Raw genomic sequence first — 25279 nt, 5'->3', positions numbered from 1 at the left:
AGCTGCCCTGCGACAGCGTAAACAAAAAGAGCCGCTACCCCGAAAGGTAGCGGCTCCAAAGCTCAACTATGTGAGCATCGCGCGGGCGCGACTAGGCCTTGAGGGCCTCCTCGACGGCGACAGCGCAGGCGACGGTGGCACCGACCATGGGGTTATTGCCCATGCCGATGAGACCCATCATGTCGACGTGCGCAGGCACGGAGGAAGAACCGGCGAACTGGGCGTCGGAGTGCATGCGGCCCATGGTGTCGGTCATGCCGTAAGAGGCAGGGCCGGCGCCCATGTTGTCCGGGTGCAGGGTACGGCCAGTGCCGCCACCAGAAGCGACGGAGAAGTACTTCTTGCCAGCCTCGAGGCGCTCCTTCTTGTAGGTGCCAGCGACGGGGTGCTGGAAGCGCGTGGGGTTGGTGGAGTTACCGGTGATCGAGATGTCGACGTTCTCGTGCCACATGATGGCAACGCCCTCGCGGACGTCGTCGGAGCCGTAGCAGTTAACGGCAGCGCGGGGACCATCGGAGTAGGGGATGGTCTCGACGACCTTGAGCTCGCCCGTGTAGTAGTCGAACTGGGTCTTTACATAAGTGAAGCCGTTGATGCGGGCGATGATCTGGGCGGCGTCCTTGCCCAGACCGTTGAGGATAACGCGCAGCGGCTTCTTGCGAGCCTTGTTGGCGTTCAGAGCCAGGCCGATAGCGCCCTCGGCGGCAGCGAAGGATTCGTGGCCGGCCAGGAAGGCAAAGCACTCGGTGTCGTCGGAGAGCAGCATAGCGCCCAGGTTGCCGTGGCCCAGACCGACCTTGCGGTCCTCGGCGACGGAGCCGGGAACGGTGAAGGCCTGGATGCCCTCGCCGATGATGGCGGCAGCCTCAGAAGCGGTCTTGGCGCCACGCTTGACAGCGAGAGCGCAACCGAGGGTGTAGGCCCACTCGGCGTTCTGGAAGGCGATGGACTGGGTGTTGTTGACGATCTCACGCGGGTTGAAGCCCTTGTCGGTGCAGATCTGCAGAGCTTCCTCGAGGGAGGCGATGCCGTTGTCGGCGAGGCACTTGTTGATCTTGTCAGCGCGGCGCTCGTAACCTTCGAACGTAACAGTCATAGTTATTTCCCTCCCTTTCTACTCGTGAACCGGGAACACGCTGGCGACGGAGTGAGTCTCCTCGTCGGTGCGCGGGTCGATGTACTTGGCAGCGTTCTCCCACTGACCATAGTGGCCCATAGCGCCAGCGATGGCCTCCTCGGGGGTCTTGCCGGCCTTGACGGCGTCGGTGAACTTGCCGAGGTTCAGGAACTCGAAAGCGATGATCTCGTTCTTGTCGTTGAGAGCCATGCGGGTGACGTAGCCCTGAGCGAGCTCGAGGTAACGAGCGCCCTTGGCCTTGGTGCCGAACATGGTGCCGACCTGAGAGCGAAGGCCCTTGCCGAGGTCGTCGAGGGAGGCGCCCACGGGCAGGCCGCCCTCGGAGAACGCGGTCTGGCTGCGGCCGTAAACGATCTGCAGGAAGATCTCGCGCATAGCAACGTTGATGGCGTCGCAGACGAGGTCGGTGTTGAGGGCCTCGAGGATGGTCTTACCGGGAAGGATCTCGGAAGCCATGGCGGCAGAGTGGGTCATGCCCGAGCAGCCGATGGTCTCAACGAGGGCCTCCTCGATGATGCCGTCCTTGACGTTCAGCGTGAGCTTGCAGGCGCCCTGCTGAGGTGCGCACCAACCCACACCGTGCGTAAGACCGGAGATGTCGGAAATCTCCTTAGCCTGGACCCACTTGCCCTCCTCGGGGATGGGTGCGGGGCCGTGGTATGCACCCTTGGCAACGGGGCACATGTTCTCCACTTCCTGTGAGTACTGCATGCCTCTCCTCTCTATCGTGTTGGCGTCCCGTCTGGGGGTCGTGGCTGGCGATTGCCGGGCGACCCTTCGAAAGGGACATGACATGCAGCCCCTATAATACCGCGAAATGCACGGAATATTCGGTGAACGGCTCAGTTTTCGTAGCGAGAAGTCCGGAAGTTTTAATTGAAACGGTTTAACCCTATGTTCTGTGGTCGCGAACTTCCGTAGAGGGGGTCCGTCTTGGGCAAGCTTTTGGTCAGCTCTTGTAAGCGTTGCAGGGGCTGACCTGTTGCAACGGTGCCGTTCGCCGCCTATTTACTGCCTTTGGCCGCGCGAGTGTATTGTTTTGCGTGGATGTTTTGATGGCACGCTTCAATCGTGCTGTATTGGATGGCAATCAGATCCCGGCGAAGGGAGCGCCATGCAGCGCGTTTGGAGAACGGTTACCGGCTTTTACCATGTCTGTGCTCGCGGTACGGGCAAGCAGCTCATCTTCGAGGGCGATGAAGACCGGTGGGAGTTTTTGGAGCTGATGCGCGAGTGCTGCCGCGAGGCGGGCGTGACGGTTATCGCCTGGTGCCTTATGGGCAATCACGTGCATTTGGTGCTGGCAGATTACGAGGACGCGATGAGCGCGGCGATGCACCGGCTGCTTTTGACGTACGCGCGGCGGTTCAATAAACGCACGGGGCGCACAGGTCATCTGTTCCAGAACCGTTTTGACCGGCGCTCGCTCGATACCGACCGTTATCTAATGGCCGCCATTCGCTATGTTCACGCTAATCCGCAGGAGGCGGGTATCGCCCTGATCGAGCGCTATCCGTGGAGCAGCTTTGCCGAGTATCTGCGAGCGTATGACAACGATGCGACGAGGGGATTTTCGGACCCTTCTTGTGTGCTCGAGCTCTTTGAGTCTGCCAAGGGGTTTCTGGATTATTCTCTGTCGATGCCCGATGGTTCCGATCCGGTGATTCACGATATGGATGAGACGGAGTGGGAGCGGCGTGCGTTTGCCGATAAGATGGCGAAGCGCCTGGGCGTTCCGCTCAATGAGCTCAAGACCGTAGCACCCGCGCGGCGAGACGGAATCATTTTCGCCCTGCACGATGGCGGCTACACGGTGCGCGAGATTGAACGGTATACGGGCATCAGCAAGAGTACCGTCTCTCGTATCGTGCGCGCTTATGCGCGAGTGAAGGCTCAGGCTGAGGGCTCGGAATAGAAAATGGCCGAACCACTCTTGTCAAGCGATTCGGCCAACAAAATTTTTAAGATTTGGGACAAATACTACTGATTATTTTGTCCCGTGAGCATGCCGTCGAGGGTGCGCCAGGCGAGCTCGGCGCACTTGACGCGGGCGGGCATGTGCGAGATGTCCTGGAGCTGGGCGGCTTCGTCCAGGTCTTCCAGGTCCTCCTCGGAGAGCTTCTCGCCGCGGATCATGGCGAGGAAGAGCTCTGCCAGGTGGCGAGCTTCCTCGACGGTCTCGCCGGTGATGAGGTCGGCCATGATGTCGGCACTGGCCTGGCTGATGGCGCAGCCGTGACCGGTAAAGGAGGCCTCCTCGATCACGTTGTTCTCGACACGCAGCTGCAAGGTGAGCTCGTCTCCGCAGCTAGGGTTGATGCCGTCGTGCTCGTGCGTGGGAGCATCCATCTCGTACTTATAGTCGGGGTGCGAGTTGTGCTCCATAAATGTGGTGGAGGTGTACAGATTACCCATTGAACGTGCTCCAAACGTGATGCAGGCCGGCGATGAACTTGTCGATGTCGGCCTTGTCGTTGTAGAAGGCTACGCTGGCGCGGCAGCAGGCAAGGTTCTCGACGCCCAGCCAGGTGAGCAGCGGCTGCGCGCAGTGGTGACCGGCGCGGATGCAGACGCCGTCCATGTCCATGATGCTCGCGACATCGTGCGGGTGGATGCCCTTGACATTAAAGCTCACGACGCCGTGGTGGTTATCCCAATAGATTGAGCCGATGATCTGGACAAAGTCGAGCTGCATGAGCTCGCCCATCAGGTAGTGGACGAGTGCCTGCTCGCGTGCCTGGATGTTTTCGTAGCCCACCGTGTTGACGAGGTAGTCGAGGGCGGCGCCTGTGGCGAAGATGCCGGCGGCGTCCTGCGTGCCGGCCTCGAACTTCTCGGGGACGGGAGCCCAGACGGCGTCCTGCTCAGTAACCGAGTCGATCATCTCACCGCCAGTAAGCATGGGCGGCATGGCGTTGAGCAGATCCATCTTGCCCCACAGCACGCCGATGCCCATGGGGCCCATGGCCTTGTGCGCGCTAAAGGCAAAGAAGTCGGCGCCCAGATCGGCCACATTGACTGGCATGTGCGGCAGCGACTGTGCGCCGTCGACGACCAGATAGCCGCCGTACTTGTGCACGAGCTTGCCGAGGTTCTTGACCGGATTCTCGACGCCCAGGACGTTAGAGACCTGACCCACGGCCAGGATCTTGGTCTTGGGGCCCACCTTGGCCAGAACCTCCTCGGTCGTGAGCTGGCCGGTCTTGGTGGGGTAGAGGTAGACGAGCTTGGCACCGGTCTCGCGGCAGACCTGCTGCCACGGAATCAGGTTGGAGTGGTGCTCCATGATGGTGATGACGACCTCGTCGCCCGGTTCGAGCACTGTGGGCGCAAAGCTCTTGGCGACCAGGTTGAGCGACTCGCTCGTGTTGCGGGTGAAGACGATCTCGTTGGCGTTGGGGGCGCCGATGAGATCGGCGATCTGTTGGCGGACCTTCGCGATGGCGTCGGTGGCCTCGACGGACAGCGAGTACAGGCCGCGCAGAGGGTTGGCGTTCATGCGCTGGTAGAAGTCGCGTTCGGCGTCGAGCACACAGGCAGGGCGCTGCGCGGTGGCGGCGCTATCGAGGAAGGCGATCTCGGGGTGCTGCTGGAACAGCGGGAACTGGCCCTTGTAGGGGTTGGTCTCGATATCTACGGTGGGCCAGCCGCGCGAAGCCTCGTCGCTGGCGTCGAGCTCCATAGGCTCCGGTGCGGTACAGGTGTCACATTTAACGTGCTCGGTATCGATCATGCGAGCTCCTCCTCAAAGTTGTCGATCAGGTTGTTGCCCAGGCGGACGACGGCGGCGCGGGTGCGCTCGTCGGTGGCGGAAAGCGCAGCGTCCTCCAGCTTGGCGCGGATGAACAGGTCCTCGGCTGCGTTTTGGTCAAGGCCGCGGCAGGCGAGGTAGAACAGCTGCTCGTCGCGGACGTGGCCGATGGTGGCGCCGTGGTTGCCGGCGACGTCGTCCTCGTCGCAGAGGATGACGGGAACGGTTTTGTTGTCGACGCCCTTGTTAGCCAAGAGCACCGTCTCGCGCTCGGTGCCGGTTGCACCCTTGCAGCCGTGCACGAGGTCGATGGTGCCGCGGTAGACCTTCTTGGACGTGCCGGTCAGCACGCCGTTGGCGTCGATTTCGCACTCGGTCTTGCGACCGCGGTGGCGCAGCTCGTAGTTAAAGTCGCGCACCTGCTCGCGGGCGCCCAGGTAATCGGTATCGATGGTCACCTTGGCGGTATCGCCCAGCAGGTCGCCGGCAAGGCCGGTGGCGCTGGCGCCGGCACCCAGGACAGTGTGCTGCACGTTGACGCGCGCGCCCTCGTCTAGGAACAGGCCGGTGTCGTCGAGTGCGATCCAGCTGTCGTCGAGTGTCTGCGTGCAGGTCACGTTGACGGTGGCGTACTCGTGGGCGCACACACGCAGCACGGAGCCCACGACGCCCTCGCCGGCAACGGGGGAGTCCAGGGCTAGGGCGAGGTCGAGCGTTGCCTGCGGGCGGGCGACGACGTCGATGGCGGCAATCGCAGCCGCTGCGTCGACGCCACTCACGCGCACGGTAACGGCGGCGTGCTGGTAGGCGGGAACATCGATGACGATGCGCTTGGTGGCGTGCTCGGTCAGATACGCATAGGCAGCCTCGCCCATGCCGGTCTCGAAGGCCTCGGCAGGGGAGAGCTCCTCCTCGAGCTTGATGGCGCCGGCCTGGTAGACAGAGGTGGCGGGCACGTCGAGCTCGGTCTCGGGCGTGATGCGGGCACGGTCGGCAGCGTCGCCGGGGGCGGAGGCGCGGCGCTCGGGGAAGCGCTCGGCCATGGCGTCCATGGCGGCGTCGAAGGCGTCGGCCGAGCCGGCAAGCTGCTCGTCCAAGCCCTCGACCTCAACGGCCTCGGCGGGAGCGGCGGCAAGTTCGTTCGAAAGCTCGAGCTTGGTCTGGTTCATCTTGAGCCAGCCCCAGGTTGCTGCGGGCATCGCGTTGACCTGCTCGAGCGTGGTGGCAGCGGTGTTGGTTTCCTGTTTCATTATCCGATCGCTCCTTCCATCTCGAGCTTGATTAGGTTGTTCATCTCGACGGCGTACTCCAGCGGCAGCTCCTTGGAGACCGGGTTGGCAAAGCCGTTGACGATCATGGTGCGGGCCTCTTCCTCCGAGATGCCGCGGCTCATCAGGTAGAACACCTTGTCGTCGCCGATACGGCCGATGGTTGCCTCGTGGCCGATGTCGACGTTCTTGGCGCGGATGTCCATGGCGGGGATGGTGTCGGAGCGGCTCTGGTCGTCGAGCATCAGTGACTGGCAGCTCACGGTTGCCTTGGAGCCCTCGGCCTTGGGCGTGGCCACGATGGAGCTTCGGAAGGTCTGGATGCCGCCGCTCTTGGAGATGCCCTTGGTCTCGACCGTTGCCGAGGTATCGGGCGCGTTAAGTACGACCTTGCAGCCGGTATCAAGGTTCTGGCCGGCGCCGGCAAAGGTGATACCGGTAAAGCTCGAGCGAGCCCGGCGGCCGTTGAGCACGCTCATGGGGTAGAGGTAGCCCACGTGGCTGCCGAAGGAGCCGCTGATCCACTCGATGTCGCCGTCCTCGTCCACGCGCGCACGCTTGGTGTTGAGGTTGTACATGTTCTTGGACCAGTTCTCGATGGTCGAGTAGCGCAGGTGCGCACGCTTGCCAACAAAGAGCTCGACGGCGCCGGCGTGAAGGTTGGCCACGTTGTACTTGGGCGCGGAGCAGCCCTCAATAAAGTGCAGGTCGGCATCGTCCTCGACGATGATGAGCGTGTGCTCAAACTGGCCGGCACCCTTGGCATTGAGGCGGAAGTAGCTCTGCAACGGGAAGTCGAGCTTGGTGCCCTTGGGCACGTAGACAAACGAGCCGCCCGACCATACGGCACCGTGCAGGGCCGCAAACTTGTGGTCGGTGGGCGGGATGAGCGTCATAAACTTCTCGTGGATGAGCGGCTCCCACTGCGGATCGTGCAGGGCCTCCTCGATGCCGGAGTAGACGATGCCCATCTTGGACGCCGTATCCTGCATGTTGTGGTAGACCAGCTCGGAGTCGTACTGCGCGCCGACGCCCGCCAGATAGCTGCGCTCGGCCTCGGGGATGCCCAGGCGCTCAAAGGTGTTCTTGATGTCGTCGGGCACCGACTCCCAGTCGTGCTTTTGGTCGGTGTTGGGCTTGACATAGGTGACGATGTTGTCCATGTCCAGGCCCTCGATGGAGGGGCCCCACGTCGGATCGGGGAAGCGGTTGAAGATCTTGAGGGACTTGAGGCGCAGGTCAAGCATCCACTGTGGCTCGTCCTTCTTGGCGCTGATCTCGCGCACGATGTCGGGCGTAATGCCGGCGTCCAGGCGCTCGAATCCCTCCTCGCCATAGGTGAAGTCGTAGAGGCTGCGGTCGATGTCCGCGACCTCGGTGCGGTTCTTGGTCATTGCGTCGCCCCTTTACGCCTGCTGCCCGGCAGCGGCGGCCTCGGCCTGGGCGCGCTGCTCGGCGGCCTCGCGCTCGAAGGTCTCAAAACCGTTCTTGTCGATCCAGGGGATGAGCGAGGCGTCGTCCTCGCGCACGATATGACCCTTGACCATAACGTGGACGCGGTCGACATCCAAGTGCTCCAGGATGCGCGTGTTGTGCGTGATGATGAGCATGGAGCCGTCGCAGCTCTTGCGGTAGGCGTCCATGCCGTGGCTGACGGTGGAAAGCGCGTCGACGTCCAGGCCCGAGTCGGTCTCGTCGAGGATGGCGAGCTTGGGCTGCAGCAACAGGAGCTGGAGCATCTCGACCTTCTTCTTCTCGCCGCCCGAGAAGCCCACGCCCAGCTCGCGGTTGAGGTAGGCGGTATCCATGTTGAGCTCGGCCGCGAGCTCCTTGACGCGACGACGGAATTCCTTGCCCTTCATCTCCAGGCCGGGGCGGCCGGCGATACTGGCGCGCAAAAAGCTCGACAGTGGCACGCCGGGGATCTCGACCGGGGCCTGGAAGCTCAGGAACAGGCCGGCGCGCGAGCGCTTGTCGGTGGTGAGCCCGGTGATGTCCTGGCCGTCAAAGACGATGCGGCCGTCGTTGACCGTGTAAACGGGGTCGCCCATGACCAGGTGGCCGAGGGTGGACTTGCCGGCGCCGTTGGGGCCCATCAGCACGTGGGTCTCGCCGGCGGCGACGTTGAGGTTGACGTTGTGGAGGATGGTCTTCTCGTCCACGGAGGCGGTCAGACCTTCGATGGAAAGCAGCGGATTTGCGCTCATGCTGTCCCTCTCTGTATATGGTGTACTCATAGGTGTGCTAAACCCTAGGAATCTTCTCGGAATAAAGTTACTATGGGTTCGGCGTTAGTCAAGGGAAAACCCGACTAATCCACTCGACTTTTCAAATTCTGGGACAAAATAACCTGTTGTGTTTGTCCCACTTACTTAAGATTTGGGACAAACAAACTTGGTTATGTTGTCCCAGATGCAATGGGAGGGTAGGTATGCTCATTTCTTCCAAGGGCCGCTATGCCCTCCGGCTGATGATCTATATCGCGGCGCTGGGCGACGCCGAGGGCAAGATTGCCCTGCGCGAGGTCGCCGACCGCGAACATATCTCGCAAAAGTATTTGGAGCAGCTGGTTCGTCCGCTTATGAAGGCGGGCCTGCTTAAGAGCGTGCGCGGCAAGGGCGGCGGCTACATGATGGCCAAGGATCCCTCCGAGGTGCGTGCTGGCGACATCCTGCGCGCCGTCGAGGGCAGCACGGCTCCGGTGGCGTGCGATGGCATCGACAACAGCTGCGCCCGCAGCGATCTTTGCTCGACCGTCAAATTCTGGCGCGGTCTGGACGACGTGATCGAAAAGTACGTCGACGGCGTGACGTTAGCCGACCTTGCTGCCGTCCCCGAGATTAACTTTGACATCAGGCTGTAGGTTGAGCGCAATTCCTTAAGATTTCGCGGAGGGTTGTTGCCGTTTACCGAGGGGTTGTTGTGCAACAACGGGCGAGCTGCAATACTTATTTCTATCTTTGCAAACTGCACTTTAACTACACCAATGCAGGGAGGATCTTATGCAGCCCAAGCATTCTGCTATTGTCGCGGGCCTGACGCTGGCGCTTTCGTTTGGCGCCGTTACCGCACCCGCACCCGCTGCCGCCGAGGAGCCCACACCGGGCGTTGCCTCGGATGCGACCGATATCGATAAGGGTCTCTATACCCAGCAGTCCTTCTCGGGCGTGCTGAGGTCGGTCCAGGGCGTTTCGTTTGTTAACGTGACCCCCGAGATGAAGTACTTTACCAAGTACGAGAGCCATGGCAACTATAACCAGGGCTTTTCGTATGGCGACGGCTATAACGCGCTGGGTTATTACCAGTTCGACCGTCGATGGTCGCTCATTCCGTTTATGAAGCAGGCCTACAACTACAACCCCGAAAAATACAGCATGCTCAAGGATGCGATTGATCGCGGCAGCGAGATTTCCAACACGAGCAATGCCATGTACGAGAACGGCCAGCTCACCGAGTTGGGCCGTATTGCGCAGGAGGCTTTCCAAGGTGCTTATAACACCGACCCTGTTGAGTTCTCGGCTCTGCAGGATGCGTATGCGTACAACTCGTACTATGCGGTGACCGAGGCGTGGCTCAAGAGCGGCCTGGGCATTGATATTTCGGGCCGTGCCGATTGCGTTAAGGGCATGGTGTGGAGCATCACCAACATGTGCGGCACCGGTGGTTGCAGGGACTTCTTCCGTTGGGCAAACCTTTCTAACAGTATGACTGATCGCGAGTTTGTGACGGCGCTTTCCAACAGTGTGGTCAATAACGTGGCGACCAAGTATTCGAGCCAGCCCCAGTATCATGAGGGCTGGAAGAACCGCTACCGCAACGAGCTGAAGGACTGTTTGGTTTATATCGCCGAGGACGAGGCCGCTGCCGCTGCGACGCCCGTGCAGCCCGAACCTACGCCGGCGCCCTCGCCGACGCCTGATTCGAATGACGACTCGAGCGACGATGCCAACGATGACAGGATGGATGCGCCCTCGACCGGTGCTGACGGTGATGGCTCTGCTGGTGGCACTACCAACAACGGCTCTACCTCGAACGGCTCCGATTCAAACGGCTCTGCTGCGGGCGATTCGTCTTCAAGCTCTGCCGGCAATACGGACAGCGACGCTTCTGGTTCGACCGGCGCTGGCACCTCTAACTCATCCACCGGCTCGAGCGATTCGTCCGTTGGCACCGGCTCTAACAACGGCTCCGGCTCTGACGCAACCCCTGGTTCTGATGCTTCCAAGGATGACTCGAATAAGGCGCCGGACGTTCCCGTTGCTTCGCCGGACAAGAAGCCTTCTTTCTCCGAGCAGCTTGGTTCTACGCTGGGCTCTTCGCTGATGGCTGGCGTCAATAACGGCTCGACCCAGAACAAGGGCAACTCTGATCAGGTTTCCACGGAAAAGATCGAAGCCGCAAAGGGCGACTCCAAGGACGAGGCTTCCGAGAAGACCGAATCCGATAAGGGTTCTAGCTCTGAGGAGAAGAGCGATAAGTCCGAACAGAAGAAGGGCGAGGATAAGAAGTCTGAATCTGAGGAGAAGGACAAGAGCAAGGCCGGGGGCGAAAAGAAACAGTCCGAAGACGACGACAAGAGCGGTGCTGACAACCAGGTCCAGGAGCAAAATGACTCCAAAACGGTGACCACCACGACCACGACGACTACAACGACTAAGTCCTCGGGCGGCAACATGCCCAAGACGGGCGACTTGATTGTGATGGCGAGCCTTGCCAGTGCAAGCTTGGCCACACTGGGCGCTACGTCTATCGTAAGTGGTAAGCATAAGCTCGATCAGCAGAAGAAGGCTTCTGGGGAGGACGGCTTGGAGGAGTAATCTTCCAGATCGTTTTCTATAAGAGTTTGGGACGGGGTCCGGTGCGGCGGCATCGGGCCCCTTTTTTGTTGTGCAACGATTTGTTATGCCCCCTCGGGGGTCTGTTGCTACCGCTGCCCGAAACGTTTGCATGTCGATATTGTTGCGCTCTACCCGCTCGCTACAATGGGCATCGTGCTGCGTTAGAAGGAGAGTTTACAGTGTCTGAACAGGTGAATTGTGGTTTTACTCATGCGTTTGGTGCACGGTTGCTCAATCATGCGGATAGCGCAGCTCTACCGGTTGATGTACACGACTTTTCCGATGCAATCAATCGGTGTTTACTCGTCGATAAGACTATGTTTATTGCCGATATATTGGACAGCGAAGCACCTGTTGCGATTTGTTGTCGGCCCAAGGGTTTTGGCAAGAGCATGAATCTATCGATGCTCAAATGCTATTTGGAACGACCTGATCACCGGCGGCCGGATCGAAGCCCGTTCGTCGGCACCCAGATTTGGCAGGCGGACGGTGGTCGCTATCGTGATGAGTACGCGTGTTATCCGGTCATCACGCTCGACTTTTCAACTGCCGCTGCGAGGCGCGACGCTGATGCTGCGGCGGCTATTCGCAGCGCTGTCGCGCACGAGTGCGCCCGATTGCTGCCGCTGCTTGACGCGCCTGATCTGTCAAGACGTGAGATTCGTCTTATCGAGAGGGCGACGCGTGGGGTGGCCAGCGATAAGGAGATCGATGCGGCGATTAGCGTGCTTATTAAGCTGCTCCAGACAGCTTTCGATGAGCAGGTTGTTCTTCTGATAGACGACTACGACGTGGTATGTCCAAAGCGTTTGGACGCTAAGGACGACGGTAGCGTGGATTCCCTAGAGTCGCTCAGCCGAATGTTGTTCGACACCATTGCCGACGCCGGCGACTCGTTGCGATTGACGTGTCTGATGGGCGAGCGCCCCGGTCCTGCCGAGCTTGCGTTGTCCCAGCGTGGGGTTTCCTATCGATCGGCGACGCCACTGTCGAGTTGGTGTGATCGATGGTTCGGTTTTTCGGACGACGAAGTCCAGGTGCTGTTGGATTGCGTCGGTCGCAACGGCTGTCTGGATGACGCGCGTGAGTGGCTCGAGGGCTATCTGTTTGGTGGTTTTTATTGCTCGAGCCCGGAGCGCGTGGTGGACTACGCACATCGCGGTTGCGTCGCGCCTGTTCGGGCAGATCTGTATGGTTACGCTGACCGTCTGAGCGCATGCGTCGGTGACTGGAATCTCATGCGCCTGTCCGCATTGTTCGATTTGCTTGAGCCGCATGGGTTTATTGAGGCGCCAGTGCATGTGCATGCCGAGGTGGCCGATGTCGCCAAGCCCGAAGATATCTGGACAGCGCTGTATCTGTCTGGATTTCTTACGACGGACATGACGGGGCATTCGGAGGACGGCGCGTGCCTTCGTTCCCTGCGTCTGCCTAACAACGAAGTGCGTCAGGCGCTCCGTCTTGTAATTCTGGAATGGTTTGAGTGCGCCGTTGAGGACGTTGGAGTTATCGACTCGTTCCATGACGGGCTGTGTCGAGGAGACGAGGACGCTGTAAAGCAAGCTTTGAGCTGTGCTATCGGCGATCTGGGCATCGATGTGGGCCAATCAGATATGCCGACAGCCTATCATCTGGCGCTTCAGGGGCTCTGCTTTGGACTGCCCGGCTATTGCAATCCCAGCTCCAAGCGAAGTGGCGTCTCGGATCGCTGGGATATCCAGGTGATTCCCACCGGTCGGGTGTTTGACGTGGCCGACACGCTCGGCATGCTCGATGAGCGACCGCTCATTACGGTCAACATGTTGTACGACCCTGGCGTCGATGCCCTGGGCCTGGAACTGTTGGCGGTTCAGGCGCTGCTCGACATAGAGCGCGACGGCATCGATGATATCCGCGTGCCGCGCCCCGCCGTCGGGCGCATGCGTTGGGGCTTTGGCTTTGACGGTCAGCGTGTGTCCGTGGTGTGTCAACGACTGTAGCGGCGGGCGAAAGCCCTTTACTACTCGGCGTCCTTCAGGGGCGGCATGGGCTTCCAGTTGGGATCCTTAACGATCTTGCGGGCGTCCTTCATGCCGCGGCGCAGCGCCGGAATGCCGGTCTTAAAGCATTTGTCGACTGCTGCCAGACGAATGAACTCCTTGCAGAAGGTCGCGGCATTGCCCAGACGGAACAGCATGGGGTGGTAGTCACCGTAGATCTGCATATAGCGAGCGAGGAAGCCTCGGTTGCGCATGATGTAGTAGCGGTTGGTGTCGCTCGTGGAGTTGAGCTGTCGTTTGCCGGCGATATCCCAGTTGGAGACGGCGCGGGCGCGCTTGAGCACCACGTCGGCAACCACGGCGGCGGGGAAGTGCTGGCTGGCCACGTAGCCGTAGCAGGCATCGTCGCCGTAGATAAAGAAGCGCGCGTCGGGCAGGCCAATCTTGTCGACCACGCGGCGCGAGAACATGCCGCCCTCAAAGCACAGTTGGTTCATGGTGCGGTAGCCCTCGGGCCCCAAGTCCCACTTGGCGATGGGGTTAGGGATGCCGAGCGAAAGGATGAGCTGGTACTGCCAAAAGAAAGCGCCGCCGTCAAAGTCCAGGCGCGAACCCTGGATGACATCGTAGCGGTCGGTCCACTTGGCAAGACGATCGATGCCTTCGGGGATGACGAGCACGTCGTCGTCCATCACCCAGAACCACTGGGCCCCCAGATCGTAGGCGCATTTAGTGCCGGCGGAGAAGCCACCCGCACCGCCGCCGTTTTCGAGTTGCGGGGCGTAGATGACACGGTCGGTGCCGCCCTGCGCGTCGGGCTGCTCGGTGTCGATGCCCCACAGGCTGGCCAGGCGCTCGTTGAATGCGGTGCACATGGCCTCGGTCTCGCGCGAATTCTCGTTATCGACAATCACGATGCGCCAGGGCGTTGCCGTGAGCTCGGTCATGGAGTCGAACAGGTTGGCCAGGAGTTCCTGGCGCTTGTACGTAACGACAACGATGGCGAGCTTATCGATGGGAGCGGGAAGGGTTGAAGGCATGGGGCAATATATCCTTTCACGCGCGGCGGGCGAGCGCTGCGCGGAAGCTATCGAATACGTCCTTGGGACTGTTCTATTGTAAAGGCTCACCGTACCTTGTCGGCAAGCTTTGAATAAAACGCAGGAACCTGCCACGGGTGTAGCGGCTTTGGCGTCTGACGGCAGCGTGTCTATTGCCGCTTGAGCTTGCGAGCGATAAGGCTTCTAGCTGCATCGATGATGAGAAGCGCCAGAGCAAAGACGATGCTAATGACGGTACCCGTGACGATACATATAGCTGCCGGGCTGTTTTGGCTGACCAGTATGTTTGCGAGCAGGGTGTTGAAGACGGGACGCCACAGGCTACTGGTGAGCGACTGCATCACATAGAAACCGAGCGTGGCGGTCGATAAGGTGACGATGACACCTGCATTCCGCGGATTTCCTAAGGCCCTGCGTCGGGTAGCCGCAAAGAGCAGGGAGGCTGCAGCGAGGGCAAACGAGATCAACGAGGTCGATTTGTAGGAGAGGACTGCCATCGCCGTGAGGTTGCCGGTGAAGGAGAGTGCTCCTTCCAGGATGGTGGCGAGCGCCAAAATCGCAGCGAGCGACCGCATGCCCAAGGCACCCGCCCTGTCCGAATCCACGGCATCGGTAACGTCGCGGAGCAGACCGCCGATCAAAAACGCGATTACGTACGTGGCAGCGCTCATGAGCTTTTGGAGCCAAGAAAACTCGCCGGCGCTTGTCGTACTCATGGCGGCTAAATACCCGTTAACAACAAATGCGAGGATGCCAACGGCGATGACCGTCGTCGCGTAGCTCTTCTGAGAGAGTTGACTCTTAGCCAGTCCAAACCCTGGCGCCATGAAGACCGTGGCGGCATAGACCCAGATAAACTCAAGGCCTAGCGTGTACCAGTAGTGCGTGTTGAGAGTAACATCGGGAATGGGGGAGACGACCGTGGACCACGCGAGTGCCACGAGGCAATAAAACGCAGTGGGCATAACGACCTTGCCAAGGCGCTGCGCCGTCCGTTGCATTTGCGACTTCCACGTTGTTCCACCGTCCCAAGCACGCGCGGCTGAGGCGATGAGAAAATAGCCCGAGATCATAAAGAAGGCCTCGTTGGCCCAGCAGCCTAGCAAGTTAATAAAACCAAGCACGCCGGAATAGGGGAACATCGCAAGTGGGGCATATTCCACGGCGTCGACACAGGTTGCCTGGAAGGTCCACTGAAAGGTGTGGAACACCGCGATACCGGCGACTGCGACCAAGCGCAAGGCCTCGATGGATATGTTGCGTGCGGCTTTGGGCCGCATGACGTCCTTTCGTATCGGTTTGCCTCTGCGAGCTCCATAGATTATATAAACGCCCGCTGGCGCGCTGACCCTTTGATACCATGAAACGACAGGTATTTCCTAAGGAGCACATTTGTCTACTAACGTCTCTGGCAGCCCTGTTCTGTCGCTGCTTATTCCCATTTACAATGTTCAGCGCTACCTGCGCGAGTGTCTCGATTCCGCCCTGGCACAGACGCTCAAGGATATTGAGATCATCTGCATTAACGACGGGTCGACCGACAACTCGCCGGTGATTATCCGCGAGTATATGGAGCGCGATGGGCGCGTCAAGATGATCGACAAGGCCAACAGCGGCTACGGCGACTCGATGAACCACGGTCTGGAGATGGCGCGTGGCAAGTACGTTGGCATCTTGGAGTCCGATGACTTTATGGCGTCCGACGCACTCGAAAAGCTTGTCTCGGCCGCCGATACCAATAATGCCGACTTTGCGAAGGCGAACTTTGATTTCTACTGGTCTAAGCCCGAGGAACGCCGTTCGCTGCATGAGATGTTTAGACCTCAGGATTGTGGCAAGCCGGTGCACCCGAGCGATACGACGCAGTTCTTTAAGCAAAAGCCGTCGATTTGGTCGGCCGTGTACCGTCGCGATTTTCTTGAGCGCAACGGCATTAAGTTCCTGCCGACTCCGGGGGCATCCTTTCAGGACACGTCATTTGCCTTTAAGGTGATCGCGTGCGCCGATAAGGCTGTTTACCTGCATGATGCCGTGTTGTCGTATCGCCAGGACAACGAGAATTCCTCGGTCAATTCTTCGGCTAAGGTCTTTTGCGTCAATACCGAGTATGCCGAGATTGAGCGTTGGATTCGAGAGGATTATGCCCGCGACCACGCAAGTGATGACGTCGCGCGCATGCTCAAGTTCAATCAACTCATTAAGTACGATTCGTACATGTGGAACTATGTGCGCCTAGCGCCTAAGTTCTATAAGGAGTTCCTGGTGCAGATGGCTAAGGAATTTCAGGCGGCCTTGGACGCGGGGGAGTTTTCGCTTGACGACCTCAAGCCGTGGAAGCGCGCGAATCTCGCTGCCATTCTCAAAGATCCTGAGGGCTGGGTTGACGAGCATCCGAGTTTTGCGACGGATGGTGCCTTGGGGCGCGCTAAGTATTACGCCTCGGTTGGAGGCCCTGGCGTGGTCGCCGCCTTCCTCATCGAATCGCTGAGGGGGTAGGTCGGCATGGGAGAGGTCTCGTGTCCTAAAGCTACCATTGTCGTCCCCGTTTATAACTCAGTGCGTTCCATTCAGCGATGCCTCGATTCGCTGTTGGCCCAGTCCGAGCGCTCGATTCAGGTTGTCTGCGTCAACGACGGTTCGACCGATGATTCGTTGGACGTGTTGCGCCAGATCGCACAGGCCGACGATCGCGTGCTGGTGATTGACCAGGAAAACGCGGGCGTCTCGTGTGCTCGAAATGCCGGTATCGATGCCGCCGAGGGCGAGACCGTCTTTTTTGTGGACGCCGACGATTACATCGATGTCCAGACGGTCGAGCGCGTGCTGCATGCCATGGAGTCGGCAGATGCCGAGGCCGCCGTTTTTGGCGGCGTCTGTGAACCTGCCGATGCTGCCCCCAAACGCGTCCAGCAACTCATGAGCCCCAAAGCTGGTACCTTCGGCGCCCGCGATCCCCAACTGCTGTTCCATTCGAATGCGCAGCCCTATGCCTGCCGTGCGGCTTTTTCGCGCGAGCTGCTCAATCGCGAAGGCATTCACTTCGCCCCCGGTTTGGCTTTGGGCGAGGACGTCGTCTTCCAATTTGCGGCTTATGCGCTTGCCCGCAGGACCGTCGTCATGCCGGACAAGTTCTACCACTACGTGATGGAGAGCGAATCGGCGACGCACGAGTTCAACAGTGCCGAGGCGCGCGCCAAAAAGCTTGACGCCCACATGAGGATGCTCGAGGAGGTCTTGGAGGACTGGGCGGCCTACGGTCTTTTGGACCTGTGTCCCGGCGAGCTGATAACTTGGTTTTTGGACCTCATTGTGTTCGACCTGGCGCGCTTGGATGCCGATGACTTCCATCGCGTGGCGGCTCGCGTCAACATGGACCTCACGACGTTTTTGGGAACGGAGTGGGCGGATATGCCTGCTAAGGGCGCCGTTCGCCGTGTCGCCCATAAGCTCGTTGTGGCGACCTCAGGCGTTTCGATGGCAGACGCCACGTTGTTCTATCTTTCGACCCGTGGTTTCAAGGCCTGCCTGGAGCGCTTTCTCTAGTTCCAAGCGCTGCCGCCCGCCGCAACTCGGCTGCTAAAATAACCCTGTTACACGCTACTCAACAGGAGGTTCTCTTGCAGAACTCTGATACCCCTAAAGTTTCGCTGCTTGTTCCCATCTGCAATGTCGAGCGCTATCTGCGCGAGTGCCTCGATTCCGCCGTGGCGCAGACGCTCAAGGACATTGAGATCATTTGCATCAACGATGGCTCTACCGATAGCTCGCCGGATATTATTCGCGAGTACATGGAGCGCGATGCGCGCGTTAAGATGATTGATAAAGCCAACAGCGGCTACGGCGACTCGATGAACCGCGGCCTGGAGATGGCGCGCGGTGAGTACGTGGGCATCCTTGAGTCCGACGACTTTATGTTTGAGGATTCGCTCCAAAAGCTGGTCGCCAAGGCCGATGCTGAGCATGCCGATGTGGTAAAGGGCGACTTTTACCTGTATTGGTCCACGCCCAGCGAGCGCCGTGAGCTGTTTGGGATTATCGACGAGCATATGACGGGCGCCGCGTATCGTCCCGTCGATCGCCCGGGCATCTTCTACCGCAAACCTTCCATTTGGTCGGCTATCTATCGGCGCGAGTTCCTCAACGACAATCAGATTCGGTTCCTTCCCACGCCGGGTGCCTCGTATCAGGACGCAGGCTTTAACTTTAAGGTTTGGGCTTGTGCCGAGCGTGCTGCGTTTATTGCGGACCCAATTTTGTGCTATCGCCAGGATAACGAGAAGAGCTCCGTTAATTCGCCCAACAAGGTGTTTTGCGTGTGCGACGAATATGCTGAGATGCAACGTTTTTTGGATGAACGTCCCGAGCTCAAGGCTCGGTTTCAGGGCATTTTAATGCGCATGAAGGTCGATACGTACCGTTGGAATGATGAGCGCCTGGTCGATGAACTGCGCGAGCAGTTTTGGGAGAAGGCCTCTCCCGAGCTCAAGGCCGACTGGGATGCCGGTCGCTTTGACCTGTCGCTGTTCGATCCACGTGGCGAGACCGACTTGCGCCTGATGGTCAAGTCGCCCCGCGCCTATATCGATTCGCGCTTTGACTTTAAGAAGCCGGGCAAGCTCAATACGTTTAAGCATTACTTTAAGATTGGCGGCCTGCCGCTGGTCTGGCGCGTGCTGACGTATCAGCGCACCTACGGCGGCAACCCGCACCCTGATGATGTTCCGGCCGCACAGTAGGAGCGAGTGACTATGGCTACCCCCAAGATTTCCGTTGTCGTTCCCATCTATAAAGTGGAGGAGTGCCTGGCCTGGTGCCTGGACTCCCTGCTTGCGCAGGACATGCCCGATTGGGAAGGCGTGCTGGTCAACGATGGCTCGCCGGACGGCTCGCGCGATATTGCGGCTGCCTATTGCGAAAAGGATGCGCGCTTTACGCTGGTCGATAAGGAGAACGGTGGCCTGTCGAGTGCGCGTAATGCAGGCATCGCTGCGTCCACGGCGCCTATCGTCGCGTTTTTGGATTCCGACGATCGCTTTACGCCCGATGCATGCCGCGTGATCGTCGACGCCTTTGAGCGCGAGGACTGCGACGTTTTGACCTTTGGCGCGAATCCGTACCCGCTCGAGGCGGGGTATCCGTGGCTTAACTATGTGCTGAGCCCACGCGATGTGTCGTTTGAAGGCTATAGCTCTGGCCTGCTGTTTAAGGAAGCGTCTCGCCCCTTTGCATGGCGCACCGCCTGCAAACGTGAGTTTTTGTTGGGCAACGGGATCGTGTTCGACGAAACCGTTAAGTATGGCGAGGACCAGGTCTTCGATTTTGCCGTGTACGGTCGATCGCGCAAGAGCGCGCTTATTTCGAACAAGCTGTATGACTACCGCGTGGCGCGCAAGGGCTCACTTATGGACACCATGCGCTATGACGACGAGACGCGTCTGCTGGAGCACGTGAAGATTTACTCCGCGGTGCTGGCTGACTGGCAGCGCGACGGTCTCGATGCTCAGCATGCCGATGACCTGGCGTACTTCCTCTGCGACCTGGTGCTGTACGATGCGCTCAGGTTGCTGGGTTCGGACTGCGGCAAGGTGTTTGCTGCCGTTGCCACGGCACTTGCCGGTTCTGCCGTGGGCAGCGATGATGCGCTCGCACAATGCGCTCCTTCTGTTGCTGCTATGGTGCGTGTGGCGCTTACCAGCAAGGCCCCCAATGCCCGTGGGTGCAAGAAGCTCATGTTCGATTACGACGTCTTGAGGTTTGGGCGCCTGGGTGCCTGCAAACGCATGGCAGCGAACGCCCTGGGAAAGCGAGAAGTATAGATGAGTATCAAGCGTTTGGCACTTTGCCGCAGTCAGGGCCGTCTGTTTGTGTTGCTTCGTTTTGCCGGTCAGGATGTCGCCGCGCTTATTGAGTGGGAGGGTTCTCAAGCGTTTGCCCATGCGACGACGAGCGGTTCTTGCGTGCCGTCGCTGGTGCTCCCGGTCGATCATGGCCGCGTGCTGGCGCTTTGCCCTTCCGTTTCCGATTACGGGCGCGAGCTCGCCGTCTTGGTGCTTCCGTTTTTGGATGGCTCGTCGATGGATGTCGTTTTTGCATCCGGTGGCCAAAGGTTGGGCTCCATTCGCCTCGATAGCCGCGTGGCCAAGCTGGAATCCAAGATTAACTACAAAGCAAAGTCTGCGCTGTGTGCGCTTATCCGCGATGCGCAGCGTGGCGAACACTGCGGCCGCTACGAGATCGATGCCATTCGCTATTTGCCGGCAGACGCCGGCGCGGTGTGGCGCTATGAGGTTACGTGGGTGGGGGACTCCAAGTGCACCCCTGAGCTCCAGATTTTCGATGCGCATATGAATGCCATCGATGTCACCGTGCATGTGTTTGAATCGCAGATCGATGTGCCGCAGCAGAACGGATGCCGCGTCAATAAAACGTATTTGAGCGTTGAGATGCCCCAGGATATACGTGATTTTGTCGCGATTGCGGCTGATCCCACGGGCCTAATCCAGAGCGGTTTTTGCGCCATGGATGGTCGCCTGTACAACGGCATGGTCGACGACAGCTGGAACCGCATGAAGGACGCGCGTGCAGACGACGCAGCTTATCGACGTTGGTTTGAACAGCATCGCGCAAAGCCGGCCGATTTGGCGTGCCAGCGTGTCGCTTCGGCGGCCTTTGCCTATAGACCGCTCGTGAGCATTGTGGTGCCGTGCTACAAGACTGATCGGGTCTACCTGCGCGAGCTGCTGGAATCGGTGCTAGCCCAGAGCTATGACAACTGGGAACTGCTGCTCATGGACGCCTCACCCGAATGGGATGCGGTGGCCAATCTTGCGGCGGATGCCAATGACGAGCGCATCCGTCGCATCGGTCTTCCCGGCAACGGCGGCATTGTGGTCAACACCAACGCTGGTATCGAGCAAGCGACGGGCGACTACATCGCGTTCTTGGACCATGACGACATTCTGGAACCGGACGCGTTATTCCACTATGTTGCCGTGCTGAACAAGGCTGCCGAGGACGAGCGTCCCCAGGTCCTGTTCTGCGATGAGGACATGTTCCAGAAAACGGGGGAGTGGGGCCAGCCGGTCTTTAAGACCAAGCTCAACGTCGACCTGCTCTATAGCCATAACTGCGTGACGCATTTCCTGATGGTGGAGAAGACGCTCATCGATTACATTGGCACGTCCCCAGAAGACGTTGCGGGTGCCCAGGACTACGACCTGACGCTCCGCTGCCTTGCAGCCGGCGCGCGGTTTGAGCACGTTGCGCATGTGCTGTATCACTGGCGCGTGCATCCGGGATCGACCGCCGATGGCTCTGCCGATAGCAAGCCGTATGCTATCGAAGCCGGGCGCCTTGCGCTTCAGTGTCACTTTGACGCGCTGGGCATTTGCGGAACGGTCGAGGAGACCGAGACGCCGTTTGTCTACCGCATGCGCTATGCGCTGCCGGAGCCTGCGCCGCTGGTGAGCATTGTGATTCCGACCAAGGATCACATTGAGACGCTCGACGCCTGTGTGATGTCGATCGCCCAGAAGGCAACGTATACCAACTACGAGATCGTTTTGGTGGAGAACAACAGCGAAGCCCCGGAGACGTTTGCGTATTACGAAACCCTGCCAGAACGTGTGGCTGCAGCATCCGAAGGCAAGGGCATCGCGCGCGTTATGTACTGGCCGGGCGAGTTCAATTACTCCAAAATCATTAACTTTGGTGTGGAGCACGCCAAGGGCGACTACCTGTTGCTGCTCAACAACGATACCGAGGTCATAAGCCCGGACTTCATCGAAGAGATGATGGGGTATCTGCAGCGTCCCGATGCAGGCGTGGTGGGCGCCAAACTCTACTTTGCCGATCATCTGGTGCAACATGCCGGCATTTTAGTTGGCGTGCGTGGCGCACTTGCCCATGCCAACCAGGACTTCTCGGCAAAGCGCGAGGGCTATCTTGCCCGCGCTGTGCGCCCGGGCAACTTTAGCGCCGTAACGGGCGCCTGTCAGATGGTCCGACGCGACGTATTTGAGCAGGTCGGAGGCTATAACGAGGAATTCGCCGTCGGTTTTAACGACGCGGACTTTTGCCTGCGCGTGTGGGAGGCGGGCTACCGCACCATCTTTACGCCCTATGTCGAGCTGTACCACTACGAGTTCACCTCGCGCGGCAGGGAAGAGGCAAACGAAGAAAAGCTGCGCCGCTGGAAGCGCGAACAGGCACTGTTCATGCAGCGCTGGCCGGAGTTCTTCTTGACGGGCGATCCGTGGTTGGGGCCGAACCTATCTGCCGAGAGCGAGTATTTCTCGCTTTAGTGCGAGGTGATGTGGAAATCCAGCATAGGGCGGCGGCGTGCCATGATGTATTTGCATGAGCGTCCGGCTGTTTATTAGGTATTTACAGTTAGGATAAAATTAGATTTGTTATTTCATCAAATACGCTGGAGAGCGCAATGAATAGTCCTATTCGTCAACAAGATATGTGCGATCAAAAGCCTTGGCTTACTCCTTGGGAACAAGTCTCCCATCTTAAGAGCAAGGGTGTCCGTTTCCGCTATATGAGCGAGGCAGAGGCGGTCGAGTATCTGACGAAGAACAACAATTACTTTCGCTTGCGCTCGTACCGCACCGGATTTCCAAAGGTTTCTGATGGAAAACGCAAGGGTGAATATGTCAACTTAGATTTCAAGATGCTTGTTGACCTTTCGATTATTGATATGTTGCTTCGAAACGAGATGATTTCGCTCACTCTTGATATTGAGCACTTCTGCAAAGTTGACTTGCTGGGCAGGATAGAGCAGCATGCCGAGGACGGTTACGAAATCGTTCAAGACTATTTAAGCGAGCAGGATACATTTGATAGCAAGGGGAATGTGACCAACTGGGTCAAAAAAGAGATTTCACGTTGTGAGTCGAGTGCCTATTCTGCAGGCATTCTTGCAAAATACAGTGGTTTTAATATGCCTGTCTGGGCCTTTCTGGAAGTTATTACCTTTGGCGCCTTTAATTCATTCATTTTGTTTTGCGCCAAACGGTTTGACGATGATGAGCTTCGCGATAGGTTTTATTTGCTTCGCGCGGCAAAAGATCTCCGCAACGCGTGTGCTCACAATAGTTGCATTCTTAATGGTCTTGCTTCGGGTGAGAATGCCCGAAGGGCAAATAACGGTGTTATGAAGGCATTGAGCAAAATAGATGGGATTGGCTCTTATCAGCGTAAGGCAAGGATGAGCAATGAGCGAATACGCCAGATTGTCACAACGCTATATCTGCACAAAGAGGTGTCGTCTAAAGGCGTTATTAAGCACAAAGCACAATCGCTTTCCAAGTTTATTTCTAGGGCAAATCGCAACATCAACTACTATAAAGGTGCGGAGGTCATAACTTCCTCCTTCTCGTTTTTGTCGAAAGTGATTGGCGCATGGTATTTGTGTGACGCTGAAGATGTGCCTTCTTGCGATTCCTAGGCATCTGGTGCAAAATATTTCCCAATTCGAAAAGCGGTTCGGCCGTTTTGCAAGGGGGCTTCTCTTTATGGGACGCCCTCTATTTTTTTATGACGCGCCAATCGGAAGATATTACGTTTTCGGCTACTGCATTTTTTTCAATCCCCAACGGTTGTAGATCAATACCTACCGCTCGCACTTGTTGCTTAACAAATGGCGAGGTTGGTGGACTAAGTTAGTGACAGTGTTTTGTTGGAGGAGGGCAAATGCTCTATGCCGAGCTGTACCACTACGAGTTCACCTCGCGCGGCAGGGAAGAGGCCAACGAGGAAAAACTGCGCCGCTGGAAGCATGAACAGGCACTGTTCATGCAGCGCTGGCCTGAGTTCTTCCTCGATGGCGACCCGTGGCTCGGACCGAACTTATCCTCCGACAGCGAGCACTCCTCGCTTTAGCGCGAAGTAATTTCGAGATCCGGCAAAGTGCCCTCAAGAGCTGCAAGAGCGGTGGGGTTCAAGTACTCTTCGTTCAAGCGGCCCTTGTCATATCGAAAACGCGTTTCAGGAGTTCTCCCTTAGGCATTTTGCGGCTATAGGGACAAGGTCGAACATCGTGTGAACGACATCACCCGTGTTTGCAACGGCTGCCGTGAACTTGCCGTTTCCAAAATCCATCAGATGGTAGAGGTTGATCGTCAGATCATGCTGTGCGGCGATTCTTAGAATCCAGTAAGCGCAATTGTCGCCACAGGTTGTGGCGTTGTATATGTTCTGGGGCATGAAGTACATGAGCAGCAGCGTCTTAGTTCCGCCCGATAGCCTTTCCGGTGGGATAATGCCTAGGATCTTGGTGTTTATTGCGCCGGGTCCAACCACGTCGCCCTTATCAATGGATTTAATAATTCTCTGCGCAAAAGCATCTTGAAACCATTCGGGCGAATAGACGTTATCGAAGTAAACCGACGTGTTGTAGATAACGTTTTCCATATCACCATAGTGAATTGTTAGCACGTTGGTCCCTTCGACTTACTGGTTTAGCATTTTGTAAGATCGATTGTATCGCAGCGTATGAGACGGACGATATTTTCTGGTAACGCATGTGATTGATAACTATTGATAAGCAAGTCTTGTATTCAGTGCCTGTTTTGTTTGTCCGTGCTTGAATCCAAGTTGCTTTGAAGGTCTATATTTTAGAAAATAGTCCACGAGCTGAGCTCCGTGTGGCGGCACGTAAAAGCTGTACTGTGCTTGGGCAGGTTAAAGTCCAAGACGATTAGATATCCGAGAGGATATCGAGCCCGCACCGGGGAGATAAGGTGAGTCCGCGCCGGGGACTTTAATTCCGGCGACAATTAGGTTTCCGTGAGGATGTCGCGGCTGACAGCCAGCAGAAAACCGTCTCTTTGATTATTAGTCGGGGTTATCTCGGCTTTTTTGATTGGTGCGGTTGTTATGTTGCTGAATCTTTAAGGGACGAAGACTGTTTTTCAAAGAGCCGCGACGTACATCTGGTCACTCATATCTTTTCGAGACCGAACGATAAGAAGCTATATGATTCTCTCTTGTTTAAAGATGGTGATTTCGATGATTCCCAGCTTCCAAAAACTATCAAGTCTCTCCTAGACTCCTGTCTTCTTGTTCATTAGAAGATTCAAAGACGCGTGTGAGCGTTGCTTACTAGTGTTTGATTCATGAAGACCACGCTCTGCTTTTCTTGAATGCACTAGCCCGGTTGCTCTGTCAATGAAGCCCCAGACGCCTCTGAGGTGACGCATAATTTCTTTCGCAAATTGACAACCGCATAGCGGAACA

At 58.1% G+C, this 25279-nt stretch carries 21 protein-coding genes; 11 read left to right on the top strand and 10 right to left on the bottom strand.

Annotated features, from left to right (window positions below):
• Positions 1-91: 91 nt before the first annotated feature.
• Complete coding sequence (locus DW233_RS08005) at positions 92-1096, bottom strand: GGGtGRT protein (RefSeq protein WP_055252290.1); 1005 nt, start codon at positions 1094-1096, stop codon at positions 92-94.
• 18 nt (positions 1097-1114) lie between these two features.
• Positions 1115-1849 (bottom strand): iron-sulfur cluster assembly scaffold protein, encoded by a 735-nt coding sequence (locus tag DW233_RS08000; protein WP_006235554.1) that lies wholly within the window; start codon positions 1847-1849, stop codon positions 1115-1117.
• Between the two features lie 403 nt (positions 1850-2252).
• Between DW233_RS08000 and DW233_RS07995 the strand changes: the two genes are divergently transcribed.
• A complete protein-coding gene (locus DW233_RS07995) occupies positions 2253-3053 on the top strand; it encodes a transposase (protein WP_118267675.1) in 801 nt (266 codons plus the stop codon).
• 65 nt (positions 3054-3118) lie between these two features.
• Here the strand turns inward: DW233_RS07995 and sufU are convergent, their stop codons facing one another.
• From sufU to sufC, 5 genes are read right to left on the bottom strand one after another with little or no spacing between them, the layout of a single operon-like run.
• Positions 3119-3553 (bottom strand): Fe-S cluster assembly sulfur transfer protein SufU, encoded by a 435-nt coding sequence (gene sufU / locus DW233_RS07990; protein ID WP_117563904.1) that lies wholly within the window; start codon positions 3551-3553, stop codon positions 3119-3121.
• On the bottom strand, positions 3546-4871 hold the full coding sequence (locus DW233_RS07985; RefSeq protein ID WP_199574618.1) for an aminotransferase class V-fold PLP-dependent enzyme: 1326 nt from the start codon (positions 4869-4871) through the stop codon (positions 3546-3548). The genes sufU and DW233_RS07985 overlap by 8 nt, the downstream gene beginning before the upstream one ends.
• On the bottom strand, positions 4868-6139 hold the full coding sequence (locus tag DW233_RS07980; protein WP_118267673.1) for a SufD family Fe-S cluster assembly protein: 1272 nt from the start codon (positions 6137-6139) through the stop codon (positions 4868-4870). The genes DW233_RS07985 and DW233_RS07980 overlap by 4 nt, the downstream gene beginning before the upstream one ends.
• A complete protein-coding gene (sufB, locus tag DW233_RS07975) occupies positions 6139-7551 on the bottom strand; it encodes a Fe-S cluster assembly protein SufB (protein ID WP_117736726.1) in 1413 nt (470 codons plus the stop codon). The genes DW233_RS07980 and sufB overlap by 1 nt, the downstream gene beginning before the upstream one ends.
• A 12-nt stretch (positions 7552-7563) precedes the next feature.
• Positions 7564-8364, bottom strand: a complete 801-nt coding sequence (sufC, locus tag DW233_RS07970) for a Fe-S cluster assembly ATPase SufC (RefSeq protein WP_117816825.1) — start codon at positions 8362-8364, stop codon at positions 7564-7566.
• Between the two features lie 224 nt (positions 8365-8588).
• On the opposite strand from sufC, the gene DW233_RS07965 reads away from it, so the two are divergent.
• From DW233_RS07965 to DW233_RS07955, 3 genes are all read left to right on the top strand, one after another.
• A complete protein-coding gene (locus DW233_RS07965; protein WP_118267671.1) occupies positions 8589-9020 on the top strand; it encodes an Rrf2 family transcriptional regulator in 432 nt (143 codons plus the stop codon).
• A 139-nt stretch (positions 9021-9159) separates the two neighbouring features.
• On the top strand, positions 9160-10974 hold the full coding sequence (locus DW233_RS10260; RefSeq protein WP_158567833.1) for a hypothetical protein: 1815 nt from the start codon (positions 9160-9162) through the stop codon (positions 10972-10974).
• Between the two features lie 41 nt (positions 10975-11015).
• Positions 11016-12974 carry an AAA family ATPase gene (locus tag DW233_RS07955; RefSeq protein ID WP_370448059.1) on the top strand — a complete coding sequence of 653 codons (1959 nt, stop codon included), beginning with the start codon at positions 11016-11018 and terminating at the stop codon, positions 12972-12974.
• A 20-nt stretch (positions 12975-12994) separates the two neighbouring features.
• Here DW233_RS07955 and DW233_RS07950 read toward each other — a convergent pair whose 3' ends face one another.
• On the bottom strand, positions 12995-14014 hold the full coding sequence (locus DW233_RS07950; RefSeq protein ID WP_118267667.1) for a glycosyltransferase: 1020 nt from the start codon (positions 14012-14014) through the stop codon (positions 12995-12997).
• A 170-nt stretch (positions 14015-14184) separates the two neighbouring features.
• Positions 14185-15315, bottom strand: coding sequence for an acyltransferase (locus DW233_RS07945; RefSeq protein ID WP_118267665.1), 1131 nt, complete (start codon positions 15313-15315; stop codon positions 14185-14187).
• A 112-nt stretch (positions 15316-15427) separates the two neighbouring features.
• Here DW233_RS07945 and DW233_RS07940 point away from each other — a divergent pair, with 112 nt between their 5' ends.
• The 7 genes from DW233_RS07940 to DW233_RS07910 all read left to right on the top strand — a co-directional run bounded on the left by DW233_RS07940 (position 15428) and on the right by DW233_RS07910 (position 23923).
• Positions 15428-16531 carry a glycosyltransferase gene (locus tag DW233_RS07940; RefSeq protein WP_118267663.1) on the top strand — a complete coding sequence of 368 codons (1104 nt, stop codon included), beginning with the start codon at positions 15428-15430 and terminating at the stop codon, positions 16529-16531.
• A gap of 6 nt (positions 16532-16537) precedes the next feature.
• Entirely contained in the window at positions 16538-17578 is a 1041-nt protein-coding gene (locus DW233_RS07935) for a glycosyltransferase (RefSeq protein ID WP_118267661.1), read from the top strand.
• 74 nt (positions 17579-17652) lie between these two features.
• Positions 17653-18771 (top strand): glycosyltransferase family 2 protein, encoded by a 1119-nt coding sequence (locus DW233_RS07930; protein WP_158567830.1) that lies wholly within the window; start codon positions 17653-17655, stop codon positions 18769-18771.
• A gap of 12 nt (positions 18772-18783) precedes the next feature.
• Entirely contained in the window at positions 18784-19851 is a 1068-nt protein-coding gene (locus DW233_RS07925) for a glycosyltransferase (protein WP_117583729.1), read from the top strand.
• Positions 19852-22338 (top strand): glycosyltransferase family 2 protein, encoded by a 2487-nt coding sequence (locus DW233_RS07920; RefSeq protein WP_118267657.1) that lies wholly within the window; start codon positions 19852-19854, stop codon positions 22336-22338.
• Positions 22339-22475: 137 nt separating this feature from the next.
• Positions 22476-23489, top strand: a complete 1014-nt coding sequence (locus tag DW233_RS07915) for an Abi family protein (protein ID WP_118267655.1) — start codon at positions 22476-22478, stop codon at positions 23487-23489.
• Positions 23490-23734: 245 nt separating this feature from the next.
• A complete protein-coding gene (locus DW233_RS07910) occupies positions 23735-23923 on the top strand; it encodes a hypothetical protein (protein ID WP_118267654.1) in 189 nt (62 codons plus the stop codon).
• Between the two features lie 105 nt (positions 23924-24028).
• Here DW233_RS07910 and DW233_RS07905 read toward each other — a convergent pair whose 3' ends face one another.
• Entirely contained in the window at positions 24029-24454 is a 426-nt protein-coding gene (locus tag DW233_RS07905) for a DUF4869 domain-containing protein (protein WP_199574617.1), read from the bottom strand.
• Between the last annotated feature and the right edge of the window lie 825 nt (positions 24455-25279).

Source organism: Collinsella sp. AM20-15AC (assembly GCF_003471405.1).
Taxonomy (GTDB): Bacteria; Actinomycetota; Coriobacteriia; order Coriobacteriales; family Coriobacteriaceae; genus Collinsella.
Note: the sequence above shows the minus strand (reverse complement) of the source record. Positions and strands in the feature narration are given on the sequence as shown.

Coding starts and splice junctions, on each gene's coding strand:
- DW233_RS08005 (WP_055252290.1), bottom strand. CDS start 1,096: ATGACTGTTACGTTCGAAGGTTACGAGCGCCGCGCTGACAAGATCAAC.
- DW233_RS08000 (WP_006235554.1), bottom strand. CDS start 1,849: ATGCAGTACTCACAGGAAGTGGAGAACATGTGCCCCGTTGCCAAGGGT.
- DW233_RS07995 (WP_118267675.1), top strand. CDS start 2,253: ATGCAGCGCGTTTGGAGAACGGTTACCGGCTTTTACCATGTCTGTGCT.
- sufU (WP_117563904.1), bottom strand. CDS start 3,553: ATGGGTAATCTGTACACCTCCACCACATTTATGGAGCACAACTCGCAC.
- DW233_RS07985 (WP_199574618.1), bottom strand. CDS start 4,871: ATGATCGATACCGAGCACGTTAAATGTGACACCTGTACCGCACCGGAG.
- DW233_RS07980 (WP_118267673.1), bottom strand. CDS start 6,139: ATGAAACAGGAAACCAACACCGCTGCCACCACGCTCGAGCAGGTCAAC.
- sufB (WP_117736726.1), bottom strand. CDS start 7,551: ATGACCAAGAACCGCACCGAGGTCGCGGACATCGACCGCAGCCTCTAC.
- sufC (WP_117816825.1), bottom strand. CDS start 8,364: ATGAGCGCAAATCCGCTGCTTTCCATCGAAGGTCTGACCGCCTCCGTG.
- DW233_RS07965 (WP_118267671.1), top strand. CDS start 8,589: ATGCTCATTTCTTCCAAGGGCCGCTATGCCCTCCGGCTGATGATCTAT.
- DW233_RS10260 (WP_158567833.1), top strand. CDS start 9,160: ATGCAGCCCAAGCATTCTGCTATTGTCGCGGGCCTGACGCTGGCGCTT.
- DW233_RS07950 (WP_118267667.1), bottom strand. CDS start 14,014: ATGCCTTCAACCCTTCCCGCTCCCATCGATAAGCTCGCCATCGTTGTC.
- DW233_RS07945 (WP_118267665.1), bottom strand. CDS start 15,315: ATGCGGCCCAAAGCCGCACGCAACATATCCATCGAGGCCTTGCGCTTG.
- DW233_RS07935 (WP_118267661.1), top strand. CDS start 16,538: ATGGGAGAGGTCTCGTGTCCTAAAGCTACCATTGTCGTCCCCGTTTAT.
- DW233_RS07925 (WP_117583729.1), top strand. CDS start 18,784: ATGGCTACCCCCAAGATTTCCGTTGTCGTTCCCATCTATAAAGTGGAG.
- DW233_RS07920 (WP_118267657.1), top strand. CDS start 19,852: ATGAGTATCAAGCGTTTGGCACTTTGCCGCAGTCAGGGCCGTCTGTTT.
- DW233_RS07915 (WP_118267655.1), top strand. CDS start 22,476: ATGAATAGTCCTATTCGTCAACAAGATATGTGCGATCAAAAGCCTTGG.
- DW233_RS07910 (WP_118267654.1), top strand. CDS start 23,735: ATGCTCTATGCCGAGCTGTACCACTACGAGTTCACCTCGCGCGGCAGG.
- DW233_RS07905 (WP_199574617.1), bottom strand. CDS start 24,454: ATGGAAAACGTTATCTACAACACGTCGGTTTACTTCGATAACGTCTAT.